Source organism: Streptomyces sp. NPDC056169, assembly GCF_042268445.1.
Taxonomy (GTDB): Bacteria; Actinomycetota; Actinomycetes; order Streptomycetales; family Streptomycetaceae; genus Streptomyces.
Genome location: NZ_JBHJUO010000003.1, coordinates 264,820 through 284,871, shown reverse-complemented (window position 1 = coordinate 284,871; position 20,052 = coordinate 264,820). Strand labels below are relative to the sequence as shown.

Genomic DNA, 20,052 nt, shown 5'->3' with positions numbered 1-20,052 from the left:
CGGTCAGGCTCCTTTCAGGCCGCGACGAGGTACGAGAAGACCGATTCGAGGGACTCGTCCGAGGGCGAGACCGTCAGGAGGCGGATGCCCCGGTCCTTCGCGACCCTGGGCAGCAGCTCCGTGAACCGCCCGAAGTCCACCGCCTGGACGCGCAGTCCGCCCTCCACGTGGTCGACCTCGATCCCGGCCGTGGACGGGTCGGCGATGAGTGCGGCGGCCAGCGCCCGGTCGTCGCTGGAGCGGACGAGATAGCGGTGGGGCCGGTCCGTCATGAGCCGGCGGATCTTGCGGAAGTCGCCGGAGGCCGCGTGCCGCCCGGCCACGATCACCTCGATGTGGGAGGCGAGCTGCTCGACCTCCTCCAGGATGTGCGAGGAGAAGAGGACCGTGCGGCCCTCCGCGCCCATCCGCCGCAGCAGGTCCATCAGCTGCATGCGCTGGCGCGGGTCCATGCCGTTGAACGGCTCGTCGAGGAGGAGCACGGACGGCTGGTGCACGAGGGCCGAGGCCATCTTCACGCGCTGCCGCATGCCCTTGCTGTACGTGGAGATCTTGCGGTCCTGGGCGTACTCCATCTCGACCGTGGCGAGGGCCTCCTGGGCCTCCTTGTCGCCGAGGCCCTGGAGCTCCGCGTTGGCCACGACGAACTCACGGCCGGTCAGGAAGTCGTACATCGCCTCCCGCTCGGGGACGACACCGATCTGGCGGTAGACGGACTCGTTGCCCCAGATCTTCTGTCCGTCGAGCGTGACGCTGCCGGTGGAGGGGTCGAGGAAGCCGCCCATCATGTTGATCAGGGTGGACTTCCCGGCGCCGTTCGGGCCGAGGAGGCCGGTGACGCCCGGGCCCACCGCCATCGTGACGTCGTTCACGGCCACGACGTTTCCGAACCAGCGGGAGACGTGGTCGATGTGGAGCGTGGTCACAGCCCGACCTTTCGGTAGCGGCGCATCAGGATGCCGTACGAGCCGGCGATGAGCGCGAGGACGACCAGCACGTAGATCACGCCGGCACCGGTGCTCGGACCCCCGAGTTCGGGGAAACCGGGAGGGGCGCCCAGGAAGGTGCTCTGCACACCGTCGATGAGGGTCATCGGCGAGAAGAGGCCGAGCCACTGGATGGCGCCCGCGTTGTCCGTCGCGAAGGCGATGCCCATGAGGGTGGAGACCGCGCCGTACGAGACGGTCAGGACGGCGATCACGGCGGCGACGCCGAAGCCGCGCCGCGGGGTGAGGGCCGCCATGACGAGGCCGATGCCGCCGAAGAGCACCGAGAGCAGCGCCACGGAGACGAGGCCCTGGCCGAACATCTTGGTCTGCTCCGCGAAGTCCATCTTGGCGAGCAGCGAGCCGATCCAGAGGATCAGCAGCGGCGACGCGGTGAGGATGAAGAGCGCCGAGGCCATCGCGCCGAACTTGGCGAGGACGTAGTCCGCGCGCTCGATCGGGCGGGAGAAGTACAGCGGCACCGTCCGGAACCGGAGGTCCCGGGAGACGGACTGCGGTGCCTGCGAGGCCAGGTAGATGCTGATGACGACTTGGAGGTAGATCGCGTACTGCGTGTACTCGATCGAGAGCTTGGACTGCTTCCCGACCACGGCGACCGCGACGAGGATCAGCGCCGGGACGCACATCACGGCGAAGAGCAGCATCGGCAGCACCTTCGACTTGGCGCTGCGGCCGAGGCCGTAGGCGCCGCGCAGGGACTGCGAGAAGAGCGACCGGCGCGCGTAGGCCCGGCCGAGGCGCGGGCCGTCGTAGGACCGGTAGCCGATGTTGTGGATCTGCGTCGTGTCGGGAGCGGCCTGGGAGGGGTGGGGCTGGGTGCTCATCGGGCCGGCACCTCCTCGTGCCGCGGGGGCGTCTCGGGCCGGAAGACCTCGGCGATGTGGTGGCGGCGCTGCTCCATGCGGACGAGTCCGAGGCCGAGGTCGGCGACGGTGTCCCGCACGAGGTCGTACGTCTCCTCGCCGGCCGCTTCCAGGAGCAGGATGTGGCCGGCGCCGGGCAGACCGTCCTCCACGCCCGCGTGGAGGACGACACCGGCTTCGGCGAGGGCCGCGCGGAGCGCCCCCGTGCCGTCGGGGTGGGTGTCGGAGTCGGTGACCTCGACCGCGAGCGTCGTGGTGGTCCGGGTGAAGTCGCTGGTGGAGCTGGAGCGGAGCAGCTGCCCGCCGTCGATGACGACGACGTGGTCGCAGGTGCGCTCCAGCTCGCCGAGGAGGTGCGAGGTCACGAGGACGGAGATGCCGAAGTCGGTCCAGACGCGGCGGATCAGTCCGAGCATCTCGTCGCGGCCGACCGGGTCGAGGCCGTTGGTCGGCTCGTCGAGGAGGACCAGCTTCGGGTCGTGGACGAGGGCCTGCGCGAGCTTCACCCGCTGCTTCATGCCCGTCGAGTAGCCGCCGATCGGGCGGTAGCGCTCCTCGTACAGGCCGACGTGGCGGAGGGTGTCGGCGGTCCGCTCCCGGGCGGCGGTCGCGGGCAGGCCCGACATCCGCGCCATGTGGACGACGAACTCGGTGGCCGAGACGTCCGGGGGCAGGCAGTCGTGCTCCGGCATGTAGCCGACCTGCTCGCGGATCCGGGCGCCGGAGGTGCTGACGTCGAGGCCGAGCACCTCGGCGCGGCCCTCCGTGGCGGGGGAGAGTCCGAGCAGGATCTTGATCATGGTGGACTTGCCGGCTCCGTTGGCACCCACGAGTCCGGTCACACCGGGCCCGATGTCCAGGGAGAGCCGGTCAAGAGCGGTCACCCGGGGGAACCGCTTGCTGAGGCTTTCGGTCGCGATCACAGTCACGGTACGACGGTAGTGGCGTGCGCCACAGGAATCGTCAGCCCAACGGCTCGATCCTTCTCCGACCAGAGGAGTACAAGCCCGTAGGGGAGTCGCGACGAAAGTCTTTTTCCGCCGGCTCGCCCCCTGACTTCTCCACCTTCTTCTCCACCTCCTTCCCCACCTTTTCCACAGGCCGGCGTTCGACCCCTTGACTCAGCCGCCGGGCATTGTCACATTCATCGGTGTCAAGTTACGGACGCGTAGTGCGATCGGGCGCTCACACGGGACGGCGGATGGCATGGCCTCAGCAGTGACAGGTGAACTCTCCGCGGAGCTGCGGGGGTTCAGGGAAGTGCAGCGCCTCTCGTACGAGTGCGCGGAAGCCGTCGCGGCGCAGCTCAGGCCGGGGGTGACCGAGCGCGAGGCCGCCCGGATGCAGCGGGAGTGGCTGTACGAGCGCGGGGTGCGGGACTGGTTCCACCGGCCGTTCGCCTGGTTCGGGGACCGCACGGCCTTCGTCGACTTCAAGATCCCCCTCCAGTTCTTCCCGACGAACCGGCGCCTGGAGGCGGGGATGCCGTTCATCCTCGACATGGCGCCGGTCTACAAGGGGCACACCGCCGACATCGGCTACAGCGGCTGCCTGGGCCTCAACCCCCTGCACGACAAGCTGCTCGCCGATCTCCGCGACCACCGCGAGCTGATCCTGCGCGAGGTCCGCGAGCGCCGCACGCTGCGCGAGATATACGAGGACGTGGACCGGCTCATGGTCCGCCAGGGGTACGCGAACCGGCACCGGGCCTATCCTTTCGGCGTCATCGCCCACAAGATCGACCGGGTGAAGGAGCGCCGCTGGTCGCCGACGCTCTTCGGCTTCGGCACGCAGGCGCTCAAGGGCCTGGCGAGCGACGCGGTCCACGGCCACCGGGACGGCTGGTCGCCGCTCTGGTCGCCGTACACGTTCTCCGACCACCCGCCCGTGCCCGGGCTGTGGGCGGTCGAGCCGCACCTCGGGTTCCGGGGGACGGGCGCGAAGTTCGAGGAGATCCTGGTCGTCACCGACTCGAAGGATCCCGAGCAGAGCGCGTTCTGGCTGGACGACGATCTGCCGCACGTGCGGCGTTGGAACGAGGGGGCGGTCTGATGGCGGGAATCGCTGGGCTCGACGGCGCGCGGGAGCGCTGGGTCCGGACGGGCGGGGTCGAGCTGTGTGTCGCCGAGCTCGGCGACACGGACCGGCCGACCGTGCTGCTCGTGCACGGCTACCCGGATTCCAAGGAGGTCTGGTCGGAGGTCGCGGCCCGGCTGGCCGAGCAGTTCCACGTGGTGCTGTACGACGTCCGGGGCCACGGCCGGTCGACGGCTCCGGCCCCGCTGCGCGGCGGCTTCACCCTGGAGAAGCTGACGGACGACTTCCTCGCGGTCGCCGACGCCGTCAGCCCGGACCGGCCGGTCCACCTCGTCGGCCACGACTGGGGCTCGGTGCAGTCCTGGGAGTTCGTCACCGTCCCGCGCGCCGAGGGGCGGATCGCCTCCTTCACCTCGATGTCGGGGCCGAGCCTCGACCACTTCGGGCACTGGATCAAGCAGCGCATGGCCCGGCCCACCCCCCGCCGGGTCGGTCAGCTCCTCGGCCAGGGCGCCAAGTCCTGGTACGTGTACATGCTGCACACGCCCGTACTGCCGGAGCTCGCCTGGCGCGGGCCGCTCGGCAAGCGCTGGCCGAAGATCCTGGAGCGGGTCGAGAAGATCCCGGCCGGCGACTACCCGACGCCCTCGCTGCCGAGCGACGCGGCGCACGGCGCCTGGCTCTACCGGGACAACGTCCGGGCCCGGCTCGGCAGGCCGCGCCCCGACGCGTACGCGCACGCGCCCGTGCAGCTGATCACGCCGACCGGAGACGCCTTCCTCTCCGAGCGGCTCTACGACGACCTGGGCACCTGGGTGCCGGACCTGACCCGGCGCACCCTGCCCGCCAAGCACTGGGTGCCGCGCACCCGGCCGGACCAGCTGTCGGCCTGGATAGCCGAGTTCGTCCGGGCCAACGAGGACCCGGCGACCAAGGCGTCAGGTCTTCGTCCTGTCGCCTCGACGGCGGCGAAGAGCGGGGTGCGGCCGGAGTACGCGGAGCGGTTCGGCGGGCAGCTGGTCCTGGTGACCGGGGCGGCCAGTGGCATCGGGCGGGCCACGGCGTTCGCGTTCGCGGAGGCCGGCGCCCGGGTCGTGGCCGTGGACCGGGACGCCGAGGGCGCGGGCCGTACGGCCGAGATGGCCCGGCTGATCGGCGCTCCCGAGGCCTGGGGCGAGACCGCCGACGTCGCCGACGAGCAGGCGATGGAGAAGCTGGCCGCGAAGGTGGCCGGCGAGTACGGGATCGTCGACGTCCTGGTCAACAACGCGGGCATCGGGCTCACCGGCTCCTTCTTCGAGACGACGAGCGAGGAGTGGAAGCGGGTCCTGGACGTCAACCTGTGGGGCGTGATCCACGGGTGCCGGATCTTCGGCGCGCAGATGACCGCGCGCGGCCAGGGCGGTCACATCGTGAACACCGCCTCCGCGGCGGCCTTCCAGCCTTCCCGGGCCCTGCCCGCGTACAGCACGTCGAAGGCGGCCGTGCTGATGCTCAGCGAGTGCCTGCGCGCCGAACTGGCCGGCCAGGGCATCGGGGTGTCCGCGATCTGCCCCGGCATCGTCAACACCAACATCACCGCGACCACGCGGTTCGCGGGGGTCGCGGACGCGACGGAGGAGAAGCGGCGGCAGAAGAAGGCGTCGCGGCTCTACGGTCTGCGGAACTACCCGCCGGAGAAGGTCGCGGACGCGATCCTGGGGGCGGTCCTGCACGACCGGGCCGTCGTCCCGGTGACCCCCGAGGCCCGGGGCATCCACGCCCTGTCCCGGCTGAGCCCGGGCGCGCTGCGGGCGTTCGCCCGCTGGCAGCCACCCGCGTAGGCGGGTCCCCGGCTCCGCGGGTCGTGCGCGATCGCGCACGCTGTCGTACGCGACGGCCGCACGCCGTCGTACTCGATGGCGTACGCCGTCGTACGCGATGACGCACGCGGAGGGACGGTGGAGGGGCGGGCGGTCGTACGATCCCTCCCAGGAGGGGCCCCGCGGCGACGGGGTGCGGGAAAGCGGGCGGTGGGAGCGGGTTTGTCCGAGCAGTCAGCACAGCCGGAGTACCGGATCGAGGATCTCGCGCATCACAGCGGGGCCACGGTCCGGACGATCCGCGCCTACCAGGACCGCGGCCTGCTGCCCCGCCCCGAGCGGCGCGGCAGGTCCAACGTGTACGGGGACGCGCACCTCGCCCGGCTGCGGCAGATCGCCGATCTCCTCGACCGCGGCTACACCCTGGCCTCGATCAAGGAGCTTCTGGAGGCCTGGGACACGGGCCGGGGCCTCGGCGGGGTGCTCGGCCTGGTGGCGGAGGTCCACGGTCCGTGGACGGACGAGGAGGCGGACCGGATCTCCCGCGCGGAGCTGGACGCCCGCTTCGGCGGCACACCGGACGAGGACGCCATCCGGGAGGCCGTCGAGCTCGGCGTACTGGAGCGGCTTCCGGACCGGGAGGCGGAGGAGTACCTCGTACCGAGTCCGCAAGAGCTCGCCGTGGCGGTCGAGTTGTACGCGGCGGGGGTGCCGCTTCCGGCAATAACCGGGCATCTGAGGGAACTTCGCGATCAGGTGGAGCACATCGCCTCCCGCTTCCTGGAGTTCACAACCGAGCACGTCTTCGCGCGCTATCTGGAGCACCGGCCGCCGACGGACGCGGACGCGGCCGAGGCGGCGACGATGGTGCGACGGCTCCGGCCGCTCGCCCAGCAGACGGTCGACGCCGAACTGGCCAGGGCGATGCGCGTGTTGGCCACCCGGCACCTCCAGCTCCACCTCTCGCCCGACGCACCGCCGGCGCGGGACGACGAGCCTCGCGCGGTGGGCCTGCCTGCGGAGACGATTCGGGCCGTGCAGAATCTCGTTGGCGCGGAGGGTGTCGCGGCCTTCGTCACGGCCGCCACCGAACGAGAGGTCCATAAAAGGACATTGGACACTCTTGCCTCAACTGGCAAGATATCTGGCTAATTACCCCAATGCATCTTAAATAACAGCCGCGTTGTCCACAGAATCGCCAACTAGCCTGTGGATAAACCGCTTTGGCTGTGGATCAAACATCTCCGCTCCCCTTCAGTTCAGTTCAGTTCCGTTCCGTTCAGCTCGCTTCATTCACTTCAGGGGAGACCCATGGACGAACGACGCACCGTGAAGGTGTCGAAGTACCTCGCGAAGCATCTGCGCCACCAGCCCGAACGCATCGGCCTGGTCCTCGACGCGCAGGGCTGGACCGAGATCGACACGCTCCTGCGGGCGACGGCCGCGCACGGCTTCCCGGTCACCCGCGAGGAACTCGACCACGTCGTCGCGACCAACGACAAGAAGCGCTTCGCGATCGAGGGGACCCGCATCCGCGCGAGCCAGGGCCACACCGTCGAGGTGGACCTGGACCTGCCGGTCGCCGAGCCGCCCGCGTACCTCTACCACGGTACGGTCGCGGACCGGCTCCCCGCGATCCGGGCCGAGGGGCTGCGCCCCATGGCCCGCCACCACGTGCACCTCTCCCCCGACCGGGAGACCGCGACCCGGGTCGGCGCCCGCCGCGGCCGGCCGATCGTGCTGAGCGTCGACGCCGGTGCCATGTACCGGGCGGGACACGTCTTCCACGTCAGCGCCAACGGCGTCTGGCTGACCGACGCCGTGCCGCCGGAGTTCCTCCGCCTGCCCTCCTGAGACCCGACCGGCCGCCGAGCCGGACGGCTGAGGCATGATCGTCCCCATGGCACACCCGCACCTGCCCACCACCGAAGCGGCCGTCACCGCGATCCGCGCGATCGCCCAGGAGTTCCACCTGGAGATGACGGTGACCGACGACATCGGCGCGGACCAGACCTCCCGGCGCACCTCCTCCGGCGCGTTCACCGTCCTCGACCCGGACGGCTCCCTGCCGCACGAGGCCTACATCGAGCTGGGCGGCTCCCCCTCGCTCACCGTCCAGGTCTTCCCCGAGGACGACGCCAGGATCACCGTGGACAACATCGAGTTCGCCGACGTGCCCCGCGACGCGGTCCCCGCCTTCCTCCGCTCCGTCCTCGGCGGCCTCGCCCACGTGAAGGGCCGGTTCTTCCCGCCCGGCTACTGGCTGGTCGTCCCGCTCGCAGGCGACACCACGTACAAGGAGCTCATCCCGGGCAGCTCGCTCACCCCCTGGATGAACCGCAACTTCCGCTGATCCCTCGCGCACCGCCGTAGGCTCGGGACCATGAGCCTGCGTCTGAGCACCGTCATCCTGCCCGTCGACCGTTGGCACGAGGGAGGCCGCGAGAAGTGGCGGCGCGCCGAGGAACTGGGGTTCCACACGGCGTACACCTACGACCACCTCTCCTGGCGCACCTTCCGCGACGGCCCGTGGTTCGGCGCACTGCCCACCCTCACCGCCGCCGCGACGGCGACCGAGCGGCTCCGGCTGGGCACGCTCGTGACGTCCCCGAACTTCCGCCACCCCGTGACCCTCGCCAAGGACCTGATGTCGCTCGACGACATCTCCGGAGGCCGGATCACGCTCGGCATCGGGGCCGGCGGCAACGGCTTCGACGCCACCGCCCTCGGCCAGGAGGCGTGGACGCCGAAGGAGCGGGCCGACCGCTTCGGAGAGTTCGTGCCGCTGCTCGACCGTCTCCTCACCGAGGACTCGGTGACGGAGCGGGGCACGTTCTACTCGGCGGAGGAGGCCCGGAACATCCCCGGCTGCGTCCAGCGCCCGCGGCTGCCGTTCGCGGTGGCGGCGACCGGGCCGCGCGGGCTGAGGCTCGCCGCCCGGTACGGGCAGGCGTGGGTGACGACCGGCGACCCGAAGATCTTCGAAGAGGGCACTCCGGAGCAGTCGGTGGAGGCGCTGCGCGGCCAGATCGAGAAGCTCGGCAAGGCCTGCGCCGAGACCGGCCGGGACGTGGCCGGGCTCGACAAGATCCTGCTGACCGGCTTCACCCCGGACCGCGGGCGCCCGCTGGAGTCCCTGGACGCCTTCGTCGACTTCGCCGGCACCCACCGCGACCTCGGCTTCACCGAGATCGTGATCCACTGGCCGATCGCGGACTCCGACTTCGCCGCCGACCAGGCCGTCTTCGAGAAGATCGCCACCGAGACCGTCGCCCAGCTGGGCTGAACCCTCGCCGTCACCTCGCTCTCTGGCGTCGGGCGTGCCCGCGCCACAGGGCGAGGAGGGTCGGGGAGCCGGCCGGGGCAGGCCGCTCCGGACAGACGTCGAAGTGGCTGATCCGGCAGGTGTCGGAAGGTACGGCGGAGCCGAGGGCGACCGCCGTACCGTCGCCCGCGATCCGCCAGCGCCGGCCCGCCGGAACGACCCGGGCCGCCAGATCCCCCGGCTCCATCAGGATCCAGCGCCCTCGCAGCGTGCGATGCCACGCGGCCCCGGCCCCGCACCCGTCGCACGTCCCGGTCGACGGACGCCGCGGGTCCGGTACGGCGCTTCCGGTGCGGGCCGCGAACGTCACAGCGGCGGTCATGCCGGCCAGTACGTCCCCCACCAGCACCGGTTCCCGTACGGGATGCCCCGAGCCGTCCCGCTCGCAGGTCCCGCAGAGGGCCATGCCGAGGTTCGCGATCCAGCTGCCGTACGGCGCACCGCAGGCCTCGCACGCGTCGGACCACCGGCCCGAGACCATGCCTCCACCCCCTTGAGCGCCGCCGGCTCGCCTGTCTTCTGAGGGTCTTCCCCGCACATCCCCGAACCGAACGGGCGTTTACGGCCACATCCGTACGGTCGCGTCCGTACAGCCACATCCGTACAGCCACATCCGTACAGCCACGTCCGTACGGACGCTCGGGTCGGCCGCTCAGGGCGGCCGCTCAGCGTCGGCCGGGCCGCTTCGACAGGTGGCGGTAGCCCGGGTGGACGCCCGGCGTGAGGCCCTGCTGGTCGGCGATCCGCCCGAGGAGTGCCGTCAGCCGGACCCGTTCCTCCGGGTCGAGAGCGGCGAAGAGGTCGTCCTCGTGCGCGCCGGCCGCTTCCCGGACCCGTGCGAGCACCCGGCCGCCCTCCTCGGACACGTACAGCTCGTGATGACGGCGGTCCTCGGTGCTGCGGCGCCGTTCGACGAACCCCTTCTGCTCCAGGTTGTCGATGAGCGCGACGACCCGGCTCGGTACGACACCGAGGTCGGCGGCGAGGGAGCGCTGACTGCGCCCCGGGTCCATGGCGATCATCCGCAGCAGGCCGACGTCCGGCGGCGCGAGGCCCAGTTCGCCGACCCGTTCGCCGAAACGCTCCGCCGCGTGTGCCCCGAGCTGGGCGAGCAGGAACGCGCCGAAGCGCGGGGGCGCGGCGGGGGCCGCCCCGGGATCTTCGGCTGGTTGCCGGTCGGTACTCACAGGGTTATGGTACGAGACAAGAATGATTCTCTCTAGTGAACTATTCTCCTAAGAGAACGGACAGGACTCGTGTCTGCAGAGAGCCGGACCGACACCCGTTACCCGACCGGAGCACCGGCGGAGCGCCGGGAAGCCCAAGGAGGACCGCCCCCGGGCGTGCTCGCCGTGGTCTTCACCGCGCTGTTCCTGGCCGGGCTCGTCCTCAGCACCGTGCTCGCCGGCGGCGACCCGTTCCCCTCGCCCTTCGGCGAGACCGCCGAGATCGTGGCGTACTTCCGCGCCCACTCCGACGCCGTACAGGTCTCCGGCGCCCTCCAGTTCGCCGCCTCGATCCCGCTGGCCGTCTACGCCGCCACCGTCTCGGCCCGGCTGCACCGGCTCGGCGTCCGCGCCCCCGGCGCCACCATCGCCCTCGCCGGCGGCCTCCTCGCCGCCGGGTTCCTCGCCTGCTGCGGCCTGGTGAGCTGGACCCTTTCCCGTCCGGAGGTCCTCGAACTCCCGCCGCTCGTCCGGGCCCTCCAGTACCTGGCCTTCGCCACCGGCGGCCCCGGGCACGTCGTGACGCTCGGCCTGCTCGTGGCGGGCATCGCCGTCCCCGGCCTCCTCGCCGGACTGCTGCCGCGCGCCTTGGCCGTCACCGGCCTCGTCCTCGCCACCATCGCCGAACTGGCCACCCTCACCCTGCTCTTCGACGGCGCCGCCCTGCTGCTGCCCCTGGCCCGCTTCACCTGCCTGGGCTGGCTGATCGCCGCCGGATTCCTGATGCCCCGCCGCCGCACCCGCAAGGAGCTCTGACATGTCCGAGGACAGGACCGGGAACACGCTCGAGAAGCTCGTCCGCTTCCAGCAGCCCGAGAAGACCCTGCGCTACCTGGGGGAACTGCCCGAGGCCCGGCTGGCCGAGCTCTTCGGCCTGGACACCGACGCCTACCGCGCGCTGCTGCGCGACTTCGACGACCAGGCACGCGCCACCGCCGCCGAGCTCCTGAAGGACCCCGACTTCGCCGACCTGGCCGACCGGCTGCCCTTCCGGCCCGGGCAGCGGATCGCGGCCCTCGGCGAGAGCACCACCGCCGACCGGCTGTCGTGGTTCTCGATCCTTCGCCACCTCCTCCCGGAAGGCGTCGTACTCGTCAACCTCGCGGTCTCGGGCCTCAGCACCACCCAGGCCCTCGCCCAACTGCCCCAACTGTCCTTCCTGCGCCCCGACTGGGTGCTGTGCATGCTCGGCGCGAACGACACCCAGCGGCTCGGCCGCGGCGCAGGGGCACCGGGCACCCGGCTGGTCAGCGAGGCGGAGACCGCCCGCAACCTCCTCGCCCTGCGGGAACTCGGCGGGACCGACGGTCTCGGCGGTGTCGGCGGGATCGGCGGTCCCAGCGGGCCGGGCACGCATGCCGTGCTCCCCGGCCAGGATCGCTGGATCTGGCTCACCCCGAGCTCCGTGGACCAGGAACGGGCGGACGCCTACCCGCACTTCCGCCGCGCCGGCATCGGCTGGACGAGCGAGGACATCGACGGTGTCGCGGACTTCCTCCTCGGGCGGCCGGAACTCACGGTCGACACCCGGCAAGCCACGGCCGGCCTGCACCTCGACGACGGGATCCACCTCACGCTCGACGGCCAGCGGGCCGTCGCGGTCGCCCTCGTCGAAGCACTGGCGAAGGCCGCGGACGCGGCGTCGGGGACGGAGGCAGGGGCAGAGGCAGAGGCAGGGACGCGGACGGGGACGGGGACGGGGACGGGGACATCATGAAGCTCCTGCTCTTCGGCGTGACCGGCGGCACCGGCGCGCAGCTCCTGTCCCAGGCCCTCGGCGCCGGCCACCAGGTGACCGCCGTGGCCCGCCGCCCCGCCCGCGTGCCGGTCACGGATCCCGAGGCGCGGCTGACCGTCGTACCCGGCGACGTCCTGTCACCCGATGGCTGGTGGCAGGCCGTACCCGGACACGACGCCGTCCTCTCCTGCCTCGGCAGCACCGACCGGAAGCACCCCACGACCGTCTACTCGGAAGGCACCCGGAACATCGTCGAAGCCATGCACGCCGCCGAGGTCGGCCGCCTGGTCTGCCTCTCCTCGGCCGGCCTGGAGATCACCCCCGACGTGCCGCTGCCGCAGCGCCTCGTCACCCGGTACGTGGTCCAGCGGCTCTACCGGCACGGCTACGCCGACATGGCCCGGATGGAGAGCTTCATGGCCTCGCCGTCCGTCGGTGACACGGACTGGACGGTGGTCCGGCCGCCGATGCTCACCGACGGCCCGCTGACCGGCCGCTACCGCACGGCCGAGAACGGCCACCTGGACCGGCCGAAGTCCCTCTCCCGTGCCGATCTCGCCCACTACCTGCTGACCCGTGTCGACGACGACCGCGCCCACCGCGCCGTCGTGGAGGTCGCGTACTGAGCCGGAGAAGCCACAGGGGGACCGAAACCAGCTCACTCATATGTGCGGCTCCCTGCACGCACGTGCGTCCGGTGCGGAAGAATGGTGCGGTGACCTCTCCCTGTTCCCCGCGTCCTTCCGCTCCGGCGACCCGGCTGATCGCCACCGACCTCGACGGCACGCTCCTGCGCGACGACAAATCCGTCTCCGAGCGCACGATCGCCGCCCTCGCCTCGGCGGAGCGGGCCGGTATCGAGGTCTTCTTCGTCACCGGCCGCCCGGCCCGCTGGATGGACGTCGTCAGCGACCACGTCCACGGCCACGGCCTGGCCATCTGCGCCAACGGTGCCGCGGTCGTCGACCTCCACTCGGGAGGCACCTTCCTGGAGGTCCGCCCGCTGGAGCGGCCGGCCGCCCTCGACGTGGTCCGGGCCCTGCGCGCCGCCGCCCCCGGGACCTCCTTCGCGGTCGAGCTCACCACCGGCATCCACTACGAGCCCCAGTACCCGCCCTTCTTCCTCGACCCGGGCGCCACCGTCGCCACCGCCGAGAAGCTCCTCTTCGAGGAGGCGCCGGGCGCCGCCGCTCCCGTGCTCAAGCTGCTCGCGCAGCACCCCGAGCTCGAACCCGACGCGTTCCTGGCCCTGGCCAGGGAGGCCGCCGGCGAGCTGGCCTCCTTCACCCGGTCCAGCCCCACGGCCCTCCTGGAGGTCAGCGCCCTCGGCGTCTCCAAGGCCTCCACCCTGGCCCGGTGCTGCGCCGAGCGCGGCATCGCCGCCAAGGAGGTCGCCGCCTTCGGCGACATGCCCAACGACATCGAGATGCTCAGCTGGGCCGGCCGCTCGTACGCGATGGGCAACGCCCACCCCGACGTCCTCGCCGCCGCCTCCGGCCGGACGGTCGGCAACAACGAGGACGGGGTGGCCGTCGTCATCGAACAGCTCGTGGCGGAGGCGTCGGCCGCGCGGCAGGACAATCCGTAACGAGCAGGGCCTCCCTTAAAGCGGGGCTCCCTAAAGCAGGGCTCCCTTAAAGCGGGGCCTCCCACACCACCGTCGTACCGCCGCCGTCCTCCCCGAGGCCCGGCCCGCACCAGCTCGCGCCGCCCAGAGACTCGGCCCGTCGTGCCAGGTTGCGCAGGCCGCTGCGCCGCCCGCCCTCCGGGATGCCGACGCCGTCGTCCGCGACCGAGAGCCGCACCCCGGCCGAGCCGTCCGGCAGCGTGACAGAGGCGTCGACGACCACCTCGATGCGGCTCGCCTCCGCGTGCCGGAAGGCGTTCGAGAGGGCCTCGCGCAGAGCGGCGATGAGGTTCTTGCCGGTGAGCTCGCCGACCGCCGAGTCGATCACGCCGAGGAAGCGGTGCGCGGGCTTGAAGCCGAGCGGCACGGCCGCCATGTTGATCTCCCGCAGGACCCGGGTGCGCAGCCCCGACGGAGCCTCGGCGGGGCCCTGCTGGAGCGCGAAGATCGCCGTACGGATCTCCTGGATGGTCACGTCCAGCTCGTCCACGGCCTTGCCGACGCCCTCGCGCACGGCCGGCACGATCGACTTGCGCTGGGCGCTCTCCAGCATCATGCCGGTGGCGAAGAGCCGCTGGATGACCAGATCGTGCAGGTCACGGGCGATCCGGTCGCGGTCCTCGTACACGGCGAGACGCTCCCGGTCCCGCTGCGCGTCCGCCATCATCAGCGCGAGCGCCGCCTGGGAGGCGAACTGCGTGGCGAGCGTCCGCTCGGTCTCCGTGAACGGGCGCCCGCCCCGCACCCGGGGCGTCGCGAGCGCGCCGAGGACCCGGCCGCCGCTCTGCAGCGGCAGCATCATGCTCGGGCCGTACGCGGAGGTCAGCCGACTGATCATGCGCGGGTCCGTCGAGGCGTCGGCCACGAAGACCGCCTCGCCCTCCAGGAGCTGTGCCACCACGGCGCTCTCGGGCGGGATCACCACGCCCAGCGACTTGGTGGCGCGGGGCGAGGAGACGGCGACGATCTCCAGGCCCCCGTCCTCGGCGGGCAGCAGCACGATGCCGGCGTCCGCGTCGGCGAGCCGGCGGGCCTGTTCGGCGACGACCGTGAGCGCGTCGTCCGCGTCGCCGCCGGAGAGCAGCGCCGTGGTGACGGCGACCGAGCCGTCGATCCACCGTTCGCGCTGCCGGGCGGCCTCGTAGAGGCGGGCGTTGCCGATGGCGATGCCCGCCTCCGTGGCGAGCACCCTCACCATGTGGACGTCGTAGTCGTTGAACTCGCCGCCGCCGTGCTTCTCGGCGAGGTAGAGGTTCCCGAAGATCTCGCCCTGGACCCGGATGGGCACGCCGAGGAAGGTCCGCATCGGCGGATGCCCGGGCGGGAAACCGGCCGCGCGCGGATCGGCGGACAGGTCGGCGAGGCGAATGGTCTGCGGATCGCGGATCAGCGCGCCGAGCAGCCCGGCATGGCCGTCGGGGAGGCGCCCGATCCGGCGGGCCACGTCCTCGCCGACGCCGAAGGTGACGAAGTCGGACAGTCCTTCGCCCTCGTCGTCGACGACCCCGATCGCCGCGTAGCGGGCGTCGGCGAGTTCGGCAGCGGTCTCGCAGATCCGGTCGAGGGTCGAGTGGAGTTCGAGCCCCGTCCCGACCGAGCGCATCGCCTCCAGGAGCTGCGGTACGCGGGCGGTGAGCTCCGTGGACAGCCCCTGGAGGCTGCGCGTGGCCTGAGTGGCGGCTTCCAGGGGGTCCGAGGCGTCGGACGCGGCGGCGGTCATGGCCCTGAGCCTAGTTAGTCCTATTTGGCGAGAAAAGTCGGACCGGTGCCGATGACGAGCAGATCGGTCTCCCGCTCCTGCTCCAGCATCCGGCGCAGCGGGCCCTCCGTCTCCGCCAGCTCGGCGTACGGACCGCGCTGGACGGTTCGGCCCTCGTCCAGGACCACCACCTCGTCGACGGCGTCGAGCCCGTGCAGCCGGTGGGTGATGAGGACGGTGGTGCGGCCCTCCGTGGCCCGGAGCAGGTCGTCGGTGAGCGCGTCGGCGGTGGCCAGGTCGAGGTGCTCGGCCGGCTCGTCGAGGACGAGGACGGGGAAGTCGGCCAGCAGGGCGCGGGCGAGCGCGAGGCGCTGCCGCTGGCCGCCGGAGAGCCGGGAGCCGTGCTCGCCCACGAGGGTGTCGAGCCCGGCCGGGAGCCCGTCCACCCAGTCGAGCAGCCGGGCCCGGCGGAGCGCGTCGCGCAGCTCCTCGTCGTCGGCCCCGACCTTCGCGAGCCGCAGGTTCTCCCGGACGGAGCTGTCGAAGATGTGGGCGTCCTGGGCGCAGAGGCCGACGAACCGCCGGACCGCGTCGCCGTCGAGCTCCCAGGCGGGCACGCCGCCGATCCGGTACATGCCGTTCTCCACGTCCAGGAACCGCAGCAGCACCTGGGCGAGGGTGGTCTTCCCGGAGCCTGAGGCGCCGACGACGGCGACCCGGCGCCCGGCCTCCAGGGTGAGCCCGAAGTCGGCGAGCGCCACCCGGTCCTGCCCGGCGTGCCGGGCGGAGAGCCCGGTCAGCTCCAGCGGGAACGGGCTCGCCGGGGGAGTCTCGGGCGTGGCCGGCTCGTGGACGGGGACGGGTGCGTCGAGCACCTCGAAGACCCGCTCGGCGCTGTGCCGGACGCGCTGCCGGTACTGGACGGCGAGCGGCAGGCCGGTGACGGCCTCGAAGGCGGCGAGCGGCGTCAGGACGACCACGGCGAGGGCCACCCCGTCGAGTCGCCCGTCCCGCACCCCCTGGACGCCGACGAACGCGGCGGCCGCGACGGTCAGGCCGCAGACCAGCGCGGAGAGACCGGCGCCGAGCGCGGTGGCCGCGGCCTGCCGGGAGGCGATGGAGGTGAGGTGCCGGTCGGCCGTACGGGTCCGCTCGACCCGGCCGGGCAGTGCGCCCGCGACCGTCAGCTCGGCGCAGCCGCGGAGCAGGTCGGCGACGGCGGTCGCCAGGGTGCCGCGCGCGGGGGAGAGCCGGCGCTCGGCCCGGCGGGCGAAGGCCCCGCCGATCGCCGGGACGGCGATGCCCGCGACCAGCAGGCCCACGGCGAGGACGGCCCCGGCCTCGGGCAGCATCCAGGCGGTGAACCCGGCGGAGGCGACGCCCACGACGAGCGCGGCGCCCACCGGGAGCAGCCAGCGCAGCCAGTAGTCCTGGAGTGCGTCGACGTCCTGGACGAGCCGGGAGAGGAGGTCTCCGCGGCGGGTGCGGCGCAGCCCGGCCGGGGCGATCCGCTCCAGTCGGCGGAAGACGGAGACCCGGAGCTCGGCGAGCATCCGGAGCACGGCGTCGTGCGAGACGAGCCGCTCGGCGTACCGGAAGACGGCCCGGCCGATGCCGAAGGCGCGCGTGGCGGTGACGGCCATCATCAGGTAGAGCACGGGCGGTTGTTCGGAGGCCCGGGAGATGAGCCAGCCGGACACGGCCATGAGCCCGACGGCGGAGCCGAGGGCCAGGCTGCCGAGCAGCAGCGCGAGCGCCATGCGCCCCTTGAGCTCACCGGCCATGCCCCGAACCCGCCCGAGCACCGACCGCCCGGAGCTGGCTCCGGCTCCGGCGCCGACGGCCCCGTCCGCACCGGAGCGAACGCCCGGGTCCGTCCCCGGGTCCCTCCCCGAGTCCGCTCCGACTTCCGCCCGGCGGCCGCCCGCCCTGACCGCTTCCGACGCGTCCGGCTCCGAAGCCGGCTGCGACACCGGCTCCAAGGTCGACTCCGCAGTCGGCTGCGGCGAATCCACCCCGGCCGAGTCGGCGTCCACGGCCGCCGGTACCAGCGTCACCACCCGGTCCGCGACCGCGAGCAGCGCCGGCCGGTGGACGACCAACAGCACGGTCCGTCCCGCCGCGAGACGCCGGACCGCGTCGACGACTCCCGCCTCCGTCTCGCCGTCCAGCGCGGCTGTCGGCTCGTCGAGCAGCAGCAGCGGCCGGTCCGCCAGGAACGCCCGGGCGAGCGCCAGGCGCTGCCGCTGGCCCGCCGAAAGGCCGGCACCGTCCTCGCCGAGCGGGGTGTCGAGCCCTTCCGGGAGCCCCGTGACGAACCCGTCCGCCCCGGCGTCCCGCAGCGCTTCCCGTACCGCCTCGTCGGAGGCGTCCGGGCGGGCCAGCCGTACGTTCTCGGCGATCGTCCCCGCGAAGAGGTAGGGGCGCTGGGGCACCCAGGCGATCCGCGACCGCCACGCCTCCGGGTCGAGCGTCGCGAGGTCCTCGCCGCCGACCCGGACGGACCCGCCCTCCTCCGGCGCCGCGAAGCCGAGCACCACGTCGAGGAGCGTCGACTTCCCGACGCCGCTCGGCCCGACCAGGGCCACCGTCTCGCCGGGCTCGACCGTCAGCGTCGCCGCGTCGAGCGCCGGTTCGGCGCGCCCCGCGTGCCGTACGGTCACCCGGTCGAGCTCCAGCCGTACGGAGTCCGGAACCGCGCCCGTACCGGCCTCGCGTACCGGCTGCTCCAGGACCTCGAAGATCTCCTCCGCCGCCGCGAGCCCCTCGGCCGCCGCGTGGTACTGCGCGCCCACCTGCCGCAACGGGAGGTAGGCCTCGGGCGCCAGGATCAGGATGACGAGCCCGGTGTACAGGTCGAGCTCGCCGTGGACGAGCCGCATGCCGATGGTCACGGCGACGAGCGCGACCGACAGGGTCGCGAGGAGTTCCAGGGCGAAGGAGGAGAGGAAGGCGATCCGCAGGGTGCGCATCGTCGCCTGGCGGTACTCCGAGGTGATCGCGCGGATCGACTCGGCCTGAGCCTTCGCCCGGCCGAAGATCTTGAGGGTGGGCAGGCCCGCCACGACGTCCAGGAAGTGACCGGAGAGCCGGGAGAGCAGCTTCCACTGCCGGTCCATCCGCGCCTGGGTGTACCAGCCGATGAGGATCATGAAGATCGGAATGAGCGGCAGGGTGACGACGATGATCGCCGCCGAGACCCAGTCCTCGGTGACGATCCGGGCAAGGACCGCCACCGGCACGACGACCGCGAGGCCGAGCTGCGGCAGATAGCGGGCGAAGTAGTCGTCGAGCGCGTCGACGCCACGCGTCGCGATCGCGATCAGCGAGCCGGCCTTCTGGCCGCTCAGCCACCCGGGTCCGAGCGAGGCCGCCCGGGCGAGGAGCCGGCCGCGGAGTTCGGACTTGACCGCCGCGCTCGCCCGGTGGGCGGCGAGCTCGGTCAGCCAGGAGACGACGCCGCGCGCCACCGCGACTCCCGCGAGCAGCACCAGCGGGGTGGTCAGATCGGAAACCGCCAGGCCCTTCTGGAAGGCCCCCACCACGATCTCGGCGATGAACATCGCCTGGGCGATGACCAGCGCCGCCCCGGCCAGACCGAGCACGACCACCGCGGCAAGGAAGAAACGGGTGGCCCGGGCGTACCGGAGCAGACGCGGATCGATCGGTTTCACGTGAAACATGCCCCTCTAGTGAGCTCGTGCGTCAGTCGGCTGGTGAGCGTCGGCGATGTGCTGCGTACCGATGCGCTTGCGGAACACCCAGTAGGTCCAGCTCTGGTAGAGCAGCACCAACGGGGTCGCGATCGCCGCGCACCAGGTCATGATCTTGAGCGTGTACGGGCTCGACGACGCGTTCGTCACGGTAAGGCTCCACTCGGGGTTGAGCGAAGACGGCATGACGTCCGGGAAGAGCGCGAGGAAGAGCATCGCCACCGCGGCGGCGATCGTGATGCCCGAGAGCGCGAACGACCAGCCCTCGCGCCCCATCTTGATGGCGCCGATCGCGCCGACCAGGGCCACGACGGCGACCAGCATCGCCGCGAGGCTCCAGCTGTCGCCCGTGTCGACCTGGGTCCAGATCAGGAAGGCGAGTGCGAGCACGGCCGTGATCAGGCCCAGCTTGAGCGCGAGCGCCCGGGCGCGCACCCGGATGTCACCGTCCGTCTTGAGCGAGGCGAAGACCGCGCCGTGGAAGGTGAAGAGGGTGAGCGTGACCAGACCGCCGAGGAGCGCGTACGGGTTGAGGAGGTCCCAGAAGGTGCCGACGTACTCCATCTCTCCGTCGATCTTCACGCCCCGGACGATGTTGCCGAAGGCCACGCCCCAGAGGAACGCGGGGATCAGGGAGGTCCAGAAGATGGCCTGCTCCCAGTTGCGCTGCCAGTTCTCCTCGGGCCGCTTCGCCCGGTACTCGAAGGCGACACCCCGGACGATCAGGCAGACCAGGATGATCAGCAGCGGCAGGTAGAAGCCGGAGAAGAGCGTCGCGTACCACTCGGGGAAGGCGGCGAAGGTCGCGCCGCCGGCGGTCAGCAGCCACACCTCGTTGCCGTCCCAGACGGGACCGATCGTGTTGATGAGGACCCGCTTCTCGACCCGGTCGCGGGCGAGCAGCTTGGTCAGGATGCCGATCCCGAAGTCGAAGCCTTCGAGGAAGAAGTAGCCGATCCAGAGGACGGCGATGAGTACGAACCAGACGTCGTGGAGTTCCATGCCTCGTTCTCCT

Annotated in this window: 18 protein-coding genes; 10 read left to right on the top strand and 8 right to left on the bottom strand. The window is 72.1% G+C overall.

What is annotated here, in order from left to right; translation table 11 throughout:
• Window positions 1-14 precede the first annotated feature (14 nt).
• Genes ACFC0G_RS06275 through ACFC0G_RS06265 form a run of 3 tightly spaced genes read right to left on the bottom strand, consistent with a single transcriptional unit; the run spans window position 15 to window position 2,793 of the window.
• Entirely contained in the window at window positions 15-926 is a 912-nt protein-coding gene (locus ACFC0G_RS06275; RefSeq protein WP_376398007.1) for an ABC transporter ATP-binding protein, read from the bottom strand.
• Complete coding sequence (locus ACFC0G_RS06270) at window positions 923-1,831, bottom strand: ABC transporter permease (protein WP_376398004.1); 909 nt, start codon at window positions 1,829-1,831, stop codon at window positions 923-925. The genes ACFC0G_RS06275 and ACFC0G_RS06270 overlap by 4 nt, the downstream gene beginning before the upstream one ends.
• Window positions 1,828-2,793: an ABC transporter ATP-binding protein gene (locus ACFC0G_RS06265; RefSeq protein ID WP_376398460.1), complete on the bottom strand. Its 966-nt coding sequence runs from the start codon at window positions 2,791-2,793 to the stop codon at window positions 1,828-1,830. The genes ACFC0G_RS06270 and ACFC0G_RS06265 overlap by 4 nt, the downstream gene beginning before the upstream one ends.
• Window positions 2,794-3,076: 283 nt before the next feature.
• Between ACFC0G_RS06265 and ACFC0G_RS06260 the strand changes: the two genes are divergently transcribed.
• The 6 genes from ACFC0G_RS06260 to ACFC0G_RS06235 all read left to right on the top strand — a co-directional run bounded on the left by ACFC0G_RS06260 (window position 3,077) and on the right by ACFC0G_RS06235 (window position 8,995).
• A complete protein-coding gene (locus ACFC0G_RS06260) occupies window positions 3,077-3,922 on the top strand; it encodes a M24 family metallopeptidase (protein ID WP_376398001.1) in 846 nt (281 codons plus the stop codon).
• The gene (locus tag ACFC0G_RS06255; RefSeq protein WP_376397998.1) at window positions 3,922-5,730 is read left to right on the top strand and encodes an SDR family oxidoreductase; all 1,809 of its coding nucleotides are present in this window, start codon (window positions 3,922-3,924) and stop codon (window positions 5,728-5,730) included. The genes ACFC0G_RS06260 and ACFC0G_RS06255 overlap by 1 nt, the downstream gene beginning before the upstream one ends.
• 201 nt (window positions 5,731-5,931) lie before the next feature.
• Entirely contained in the window at window positions 5,932-6,861 is a 930-nt protein-coding gene (locus ACFC0G_RS06250) for a MerR family transcriptional regulator (RefSeq protein ID WP_376397995.1), read from the top strand.
• 159 nt (window positions 6,862-7,020) lie between these two features.
• Window positions 7,021-7,563: an RNA 2'-phosphotransferase gene (locus ACFC0G_RS06245; protein ID WP_376397992.1), complete on the top strand. Its 543-nt coding sequence runs from the start codon at window positions 7,021-7,023 to the stop codon at window positions 7,561-7,563.
• Window positions 7,564-7,609: 46 nt separating this feature from the next.
• Entirely contained in the window at window positions 7,610-8,062 is a 453-nt protein-coding gene (locus tag ACFC0G_RS06240; protein ID WP_376397990.1) for a hypothetical protein, read from the top strand.
• A 30-nt stretch (window positions 8,063-8,092) separates the two neighbouring features.
• Window positions 8,093-8,995, top strand: coding sequence for an LLM class flavin-dependent oxidoreductase (locus ACFC0G_RS06235; RefSeq protein WP_376397987.1), 903 nt, complete (start codon window positions 8,093-8,095; stop codon window positions 8,993-8,995).
• Between the two features lie 10 nt (window positions 8,996-9,005).
• Here the strand turns inward: ACFC0G_RS06235 and ACFC0G_RS06230 are convergent, their stop codons facing one another.
• Together ACFC0G_RS06230 and ACFC0G_RS06225 are read right to left on the bottom strand one after the other, a co-directional pair.
• Window positions 9,006-9,515 carry a DUF6083 domain-containing protein gene (locus ACFC0G_RS06230; RefSeq protein WP_376397985.1) on the bottom strand — a complete coding sequence of 170 codons (510 nt, stop codon included), beginning with the start codon at window positions 9,513-9,515 and terminating at the stop codon, window positions 9,006-9,008.
• A gap of 184 nt (window positions 9,516-9,699) precedes the next feature.
• The gene (locus ACFC0G_RS06225; RefSeq protein WP_125746707.1) at window positions 9,700-10,221 is read right to left on the bottom strand and encodes a MarR family winged helix-turn-helix transcriptional regulator; all 522 of its coding nucleotides are present in this window, start codon (window positions 10,219-10,221) and stop codon (window positions 9,700-9,702) included.
• A 69-nt stretch (window positions 10,222-10,290) separates the two neighbouring features.
• Between ACFC0G_RS06225 and ACFC0G_RS06220 the strand changes: the two genes are divergently transcribed.
• The 4 genes from ACFC0G_RS06220 (at window position 10,291) to ACFC0G_RS06205 (ending at window position 13,586) form a co-directional block, all read left to right on the top strand.
• Window positions 10,291-11,016 (top strand): hypothetical protein, encoded by a 726-nt coding sequence (locus ACFC0G_RS06220; protein ID WP_376397983.1) that lies wholly within the window; start codon window positions 10,291-10,293, stop codon window positions 11,014-11,016.
• 1 nt (window position 11,017) lies between these two features.
• Window positions 11,018-11,977 carry a GDSL-type esterase/lipase family protein gene (locus tag ACFC0G_RS06215; protein ID WP_376397981.1) on the top strand — a complete coding sequence of 320 codons (960 nt, stop codon included), beginning with the start codon at window positions 11,018-11,020 and terminating at the stop codon, window positions 11,975-11,977.
• The gene (locus tag ACFC0G_RS06210) at window positions 11,974-12,624 is read left to right on the top strand and encodes an NAD(P)-dependent oxidoreductase (RefSeq protein WP_376397979.1); all 651 of its coding nucleotides are present in this window, start codon (window positions 11,974-11,976) and stop codon (window positions 12,622-12,624) included. Before ACFC0G_RS06215 ends, ACFC0G_RS06210 begins: the two co-directional genes overlap by 4 nt.
• An 89-nt stretch (window positions 12,625-12,713) precedes the next feature.
• Entirely contained in the window at window positions 12,714-13,586 is an 873-nt protein-coding gene (locus ACFC0G_RS06205) for a Cof-type HAD-IIB family hydrolase (RefSeq protein WP_376397977.1), read from the top strand.
• Between the two features lie 46 nt (window positions 13,587-13,632).
• Here the strand turns inward: ACFC0G_RS06205 and ACFC0G_RS06200 are convergent, their stop codons facing one another.
• The 3 genes from ACFC0G_RS06200 to cydB are packed head-to-tail and all read right to left on the bottom strand — an operon-like array spanning window position 13,633 to window position 20,039.
• Complete coding sequence (locus ACFC0G_RS06200; protein WP_376397974.1) at window positions 13,633-15,345, bottom strand: GAF domain-containing sensor histidine kinase; 1,713 nt, start codon at window positions 15,343-15,345, stop codon at window positions 13,633-13,635.
• A 20-nt stretch (window positions 15,346-15,365) separates the two neighbouring features.
• Window positions 15,366-18,998, bottom strand: a complete 3,633-nt coding sequence (gene cydD / locus ACFC0G_RS06195) for a thiol reductant ABC exporter subunit CydD (protein WP_376397971.1) — start codon at window positions 18,996-18,998, stop codon at window positions 15,366-15,368.
• Window positions 18,999-19,013: 15 nt separating this feature from the next.
• Window positions 19,014-20,039: a cytochrome d ubiquinol oxidase subunit II gene (gene cydB / locus ACFC0G_RS06190; RefSeq protein WP_376397968.1), complete on the bottom strand. Its 1,026-nt coding sequence runs from the start codon at window positions 20,037-20,039 to the stop codon at window positions 19,014-19,016.
• Window positions 20,040-20,052: the final 13 nt, after the last annotated feature.

What these genes read in the sequence shown, in the direction of transcription:
- ACFC0G_RS06270 (WP_376398004.1), bottom strand. Translation starts at nt 1,831, where the DNA reads ATGAGCACCCAGCCCCACCCCTCCCAGGCCGCTCCCGACACGACGCAG.
- ACFC0G_RS06260 (WP_376398001.1), top strand. Translation starts at nt 3,077, where the DNA reads ATGGCCTCAGCAGTGACAGGTGAACTCTCCGCGGAGCTGCGGGGGTTC.
- ACFC0G_RS06255 (WP_376397998.1), top strand. Translation starts at nt 3,922, where the DNA reads ATGGCGGGAATCGCTGGGCTCGACGGCGCGCGGGAGCGCTGGGTCCGG.
- ACFC0G_RS06245 (WP_376397992.1), top strand. Translation starts at nt 7,021, where the DNA reads ATGGACGAACGACGCACCGTGAAGGTGTCGAAGTACCTCGCGAAGCAT.
- ACFC0G_RS06240 (WP_376397990.1), top strand. Translation starts at nt 7,610, where the DNA reads ATGGCACACCCGCACCTGCCCACCACCGAAGCGGCCGTCACCGCGATC.
- ACFC0G_RS06235 (WP_376397987.1), top strand. Translation starts at nt 8,093, where the DNA reads ATGAGCCTGCGTCTGAGCACCGTCATCCTGCCCGTCGACCGTTGGCAC.
- ACFC0G_RS06230 (WP_376397985.1), bottom strand. Translation starts at nt 9,515, where the DNA reads ATGGTCTCGGGCCGGTGGTCCGACGCGTGCGAGGCCTGCGGTGCGCCG.
- ACFC0G_RS06215 (WP_376397981.1), top strand. Translation starts at nt 11,018, where the DNA reads ATGTCCGAGGACAGGACCGGGAACACGCTCGAGAAGCTCGTCCGCTTC.
- ACFC0G_RS06210 (WP_376397979.1), top strand. Translation starts at nt 11,974, where the DNA reads ATGAAGCTCCTGCTCTTCGGCGTGACCGGCGGCACCGGCGCGCAGCTC.
- ACFC0G_RS06200 (WP_376397974.1), bottom strand. Translation starts at nt 15,345, where the DNA reads ATGACCGCCGCCGCGTCCGACGCCTCGGACCCCCTGGAAGCCGCCACT.
- cydB (WP_376397968.1), bottom strand. Translation starts at nt 20,039, where the DNA reads ATGGAACTCCACGACGTCTGGTTCGTACTCATCGCCGTCCTCTGGATC.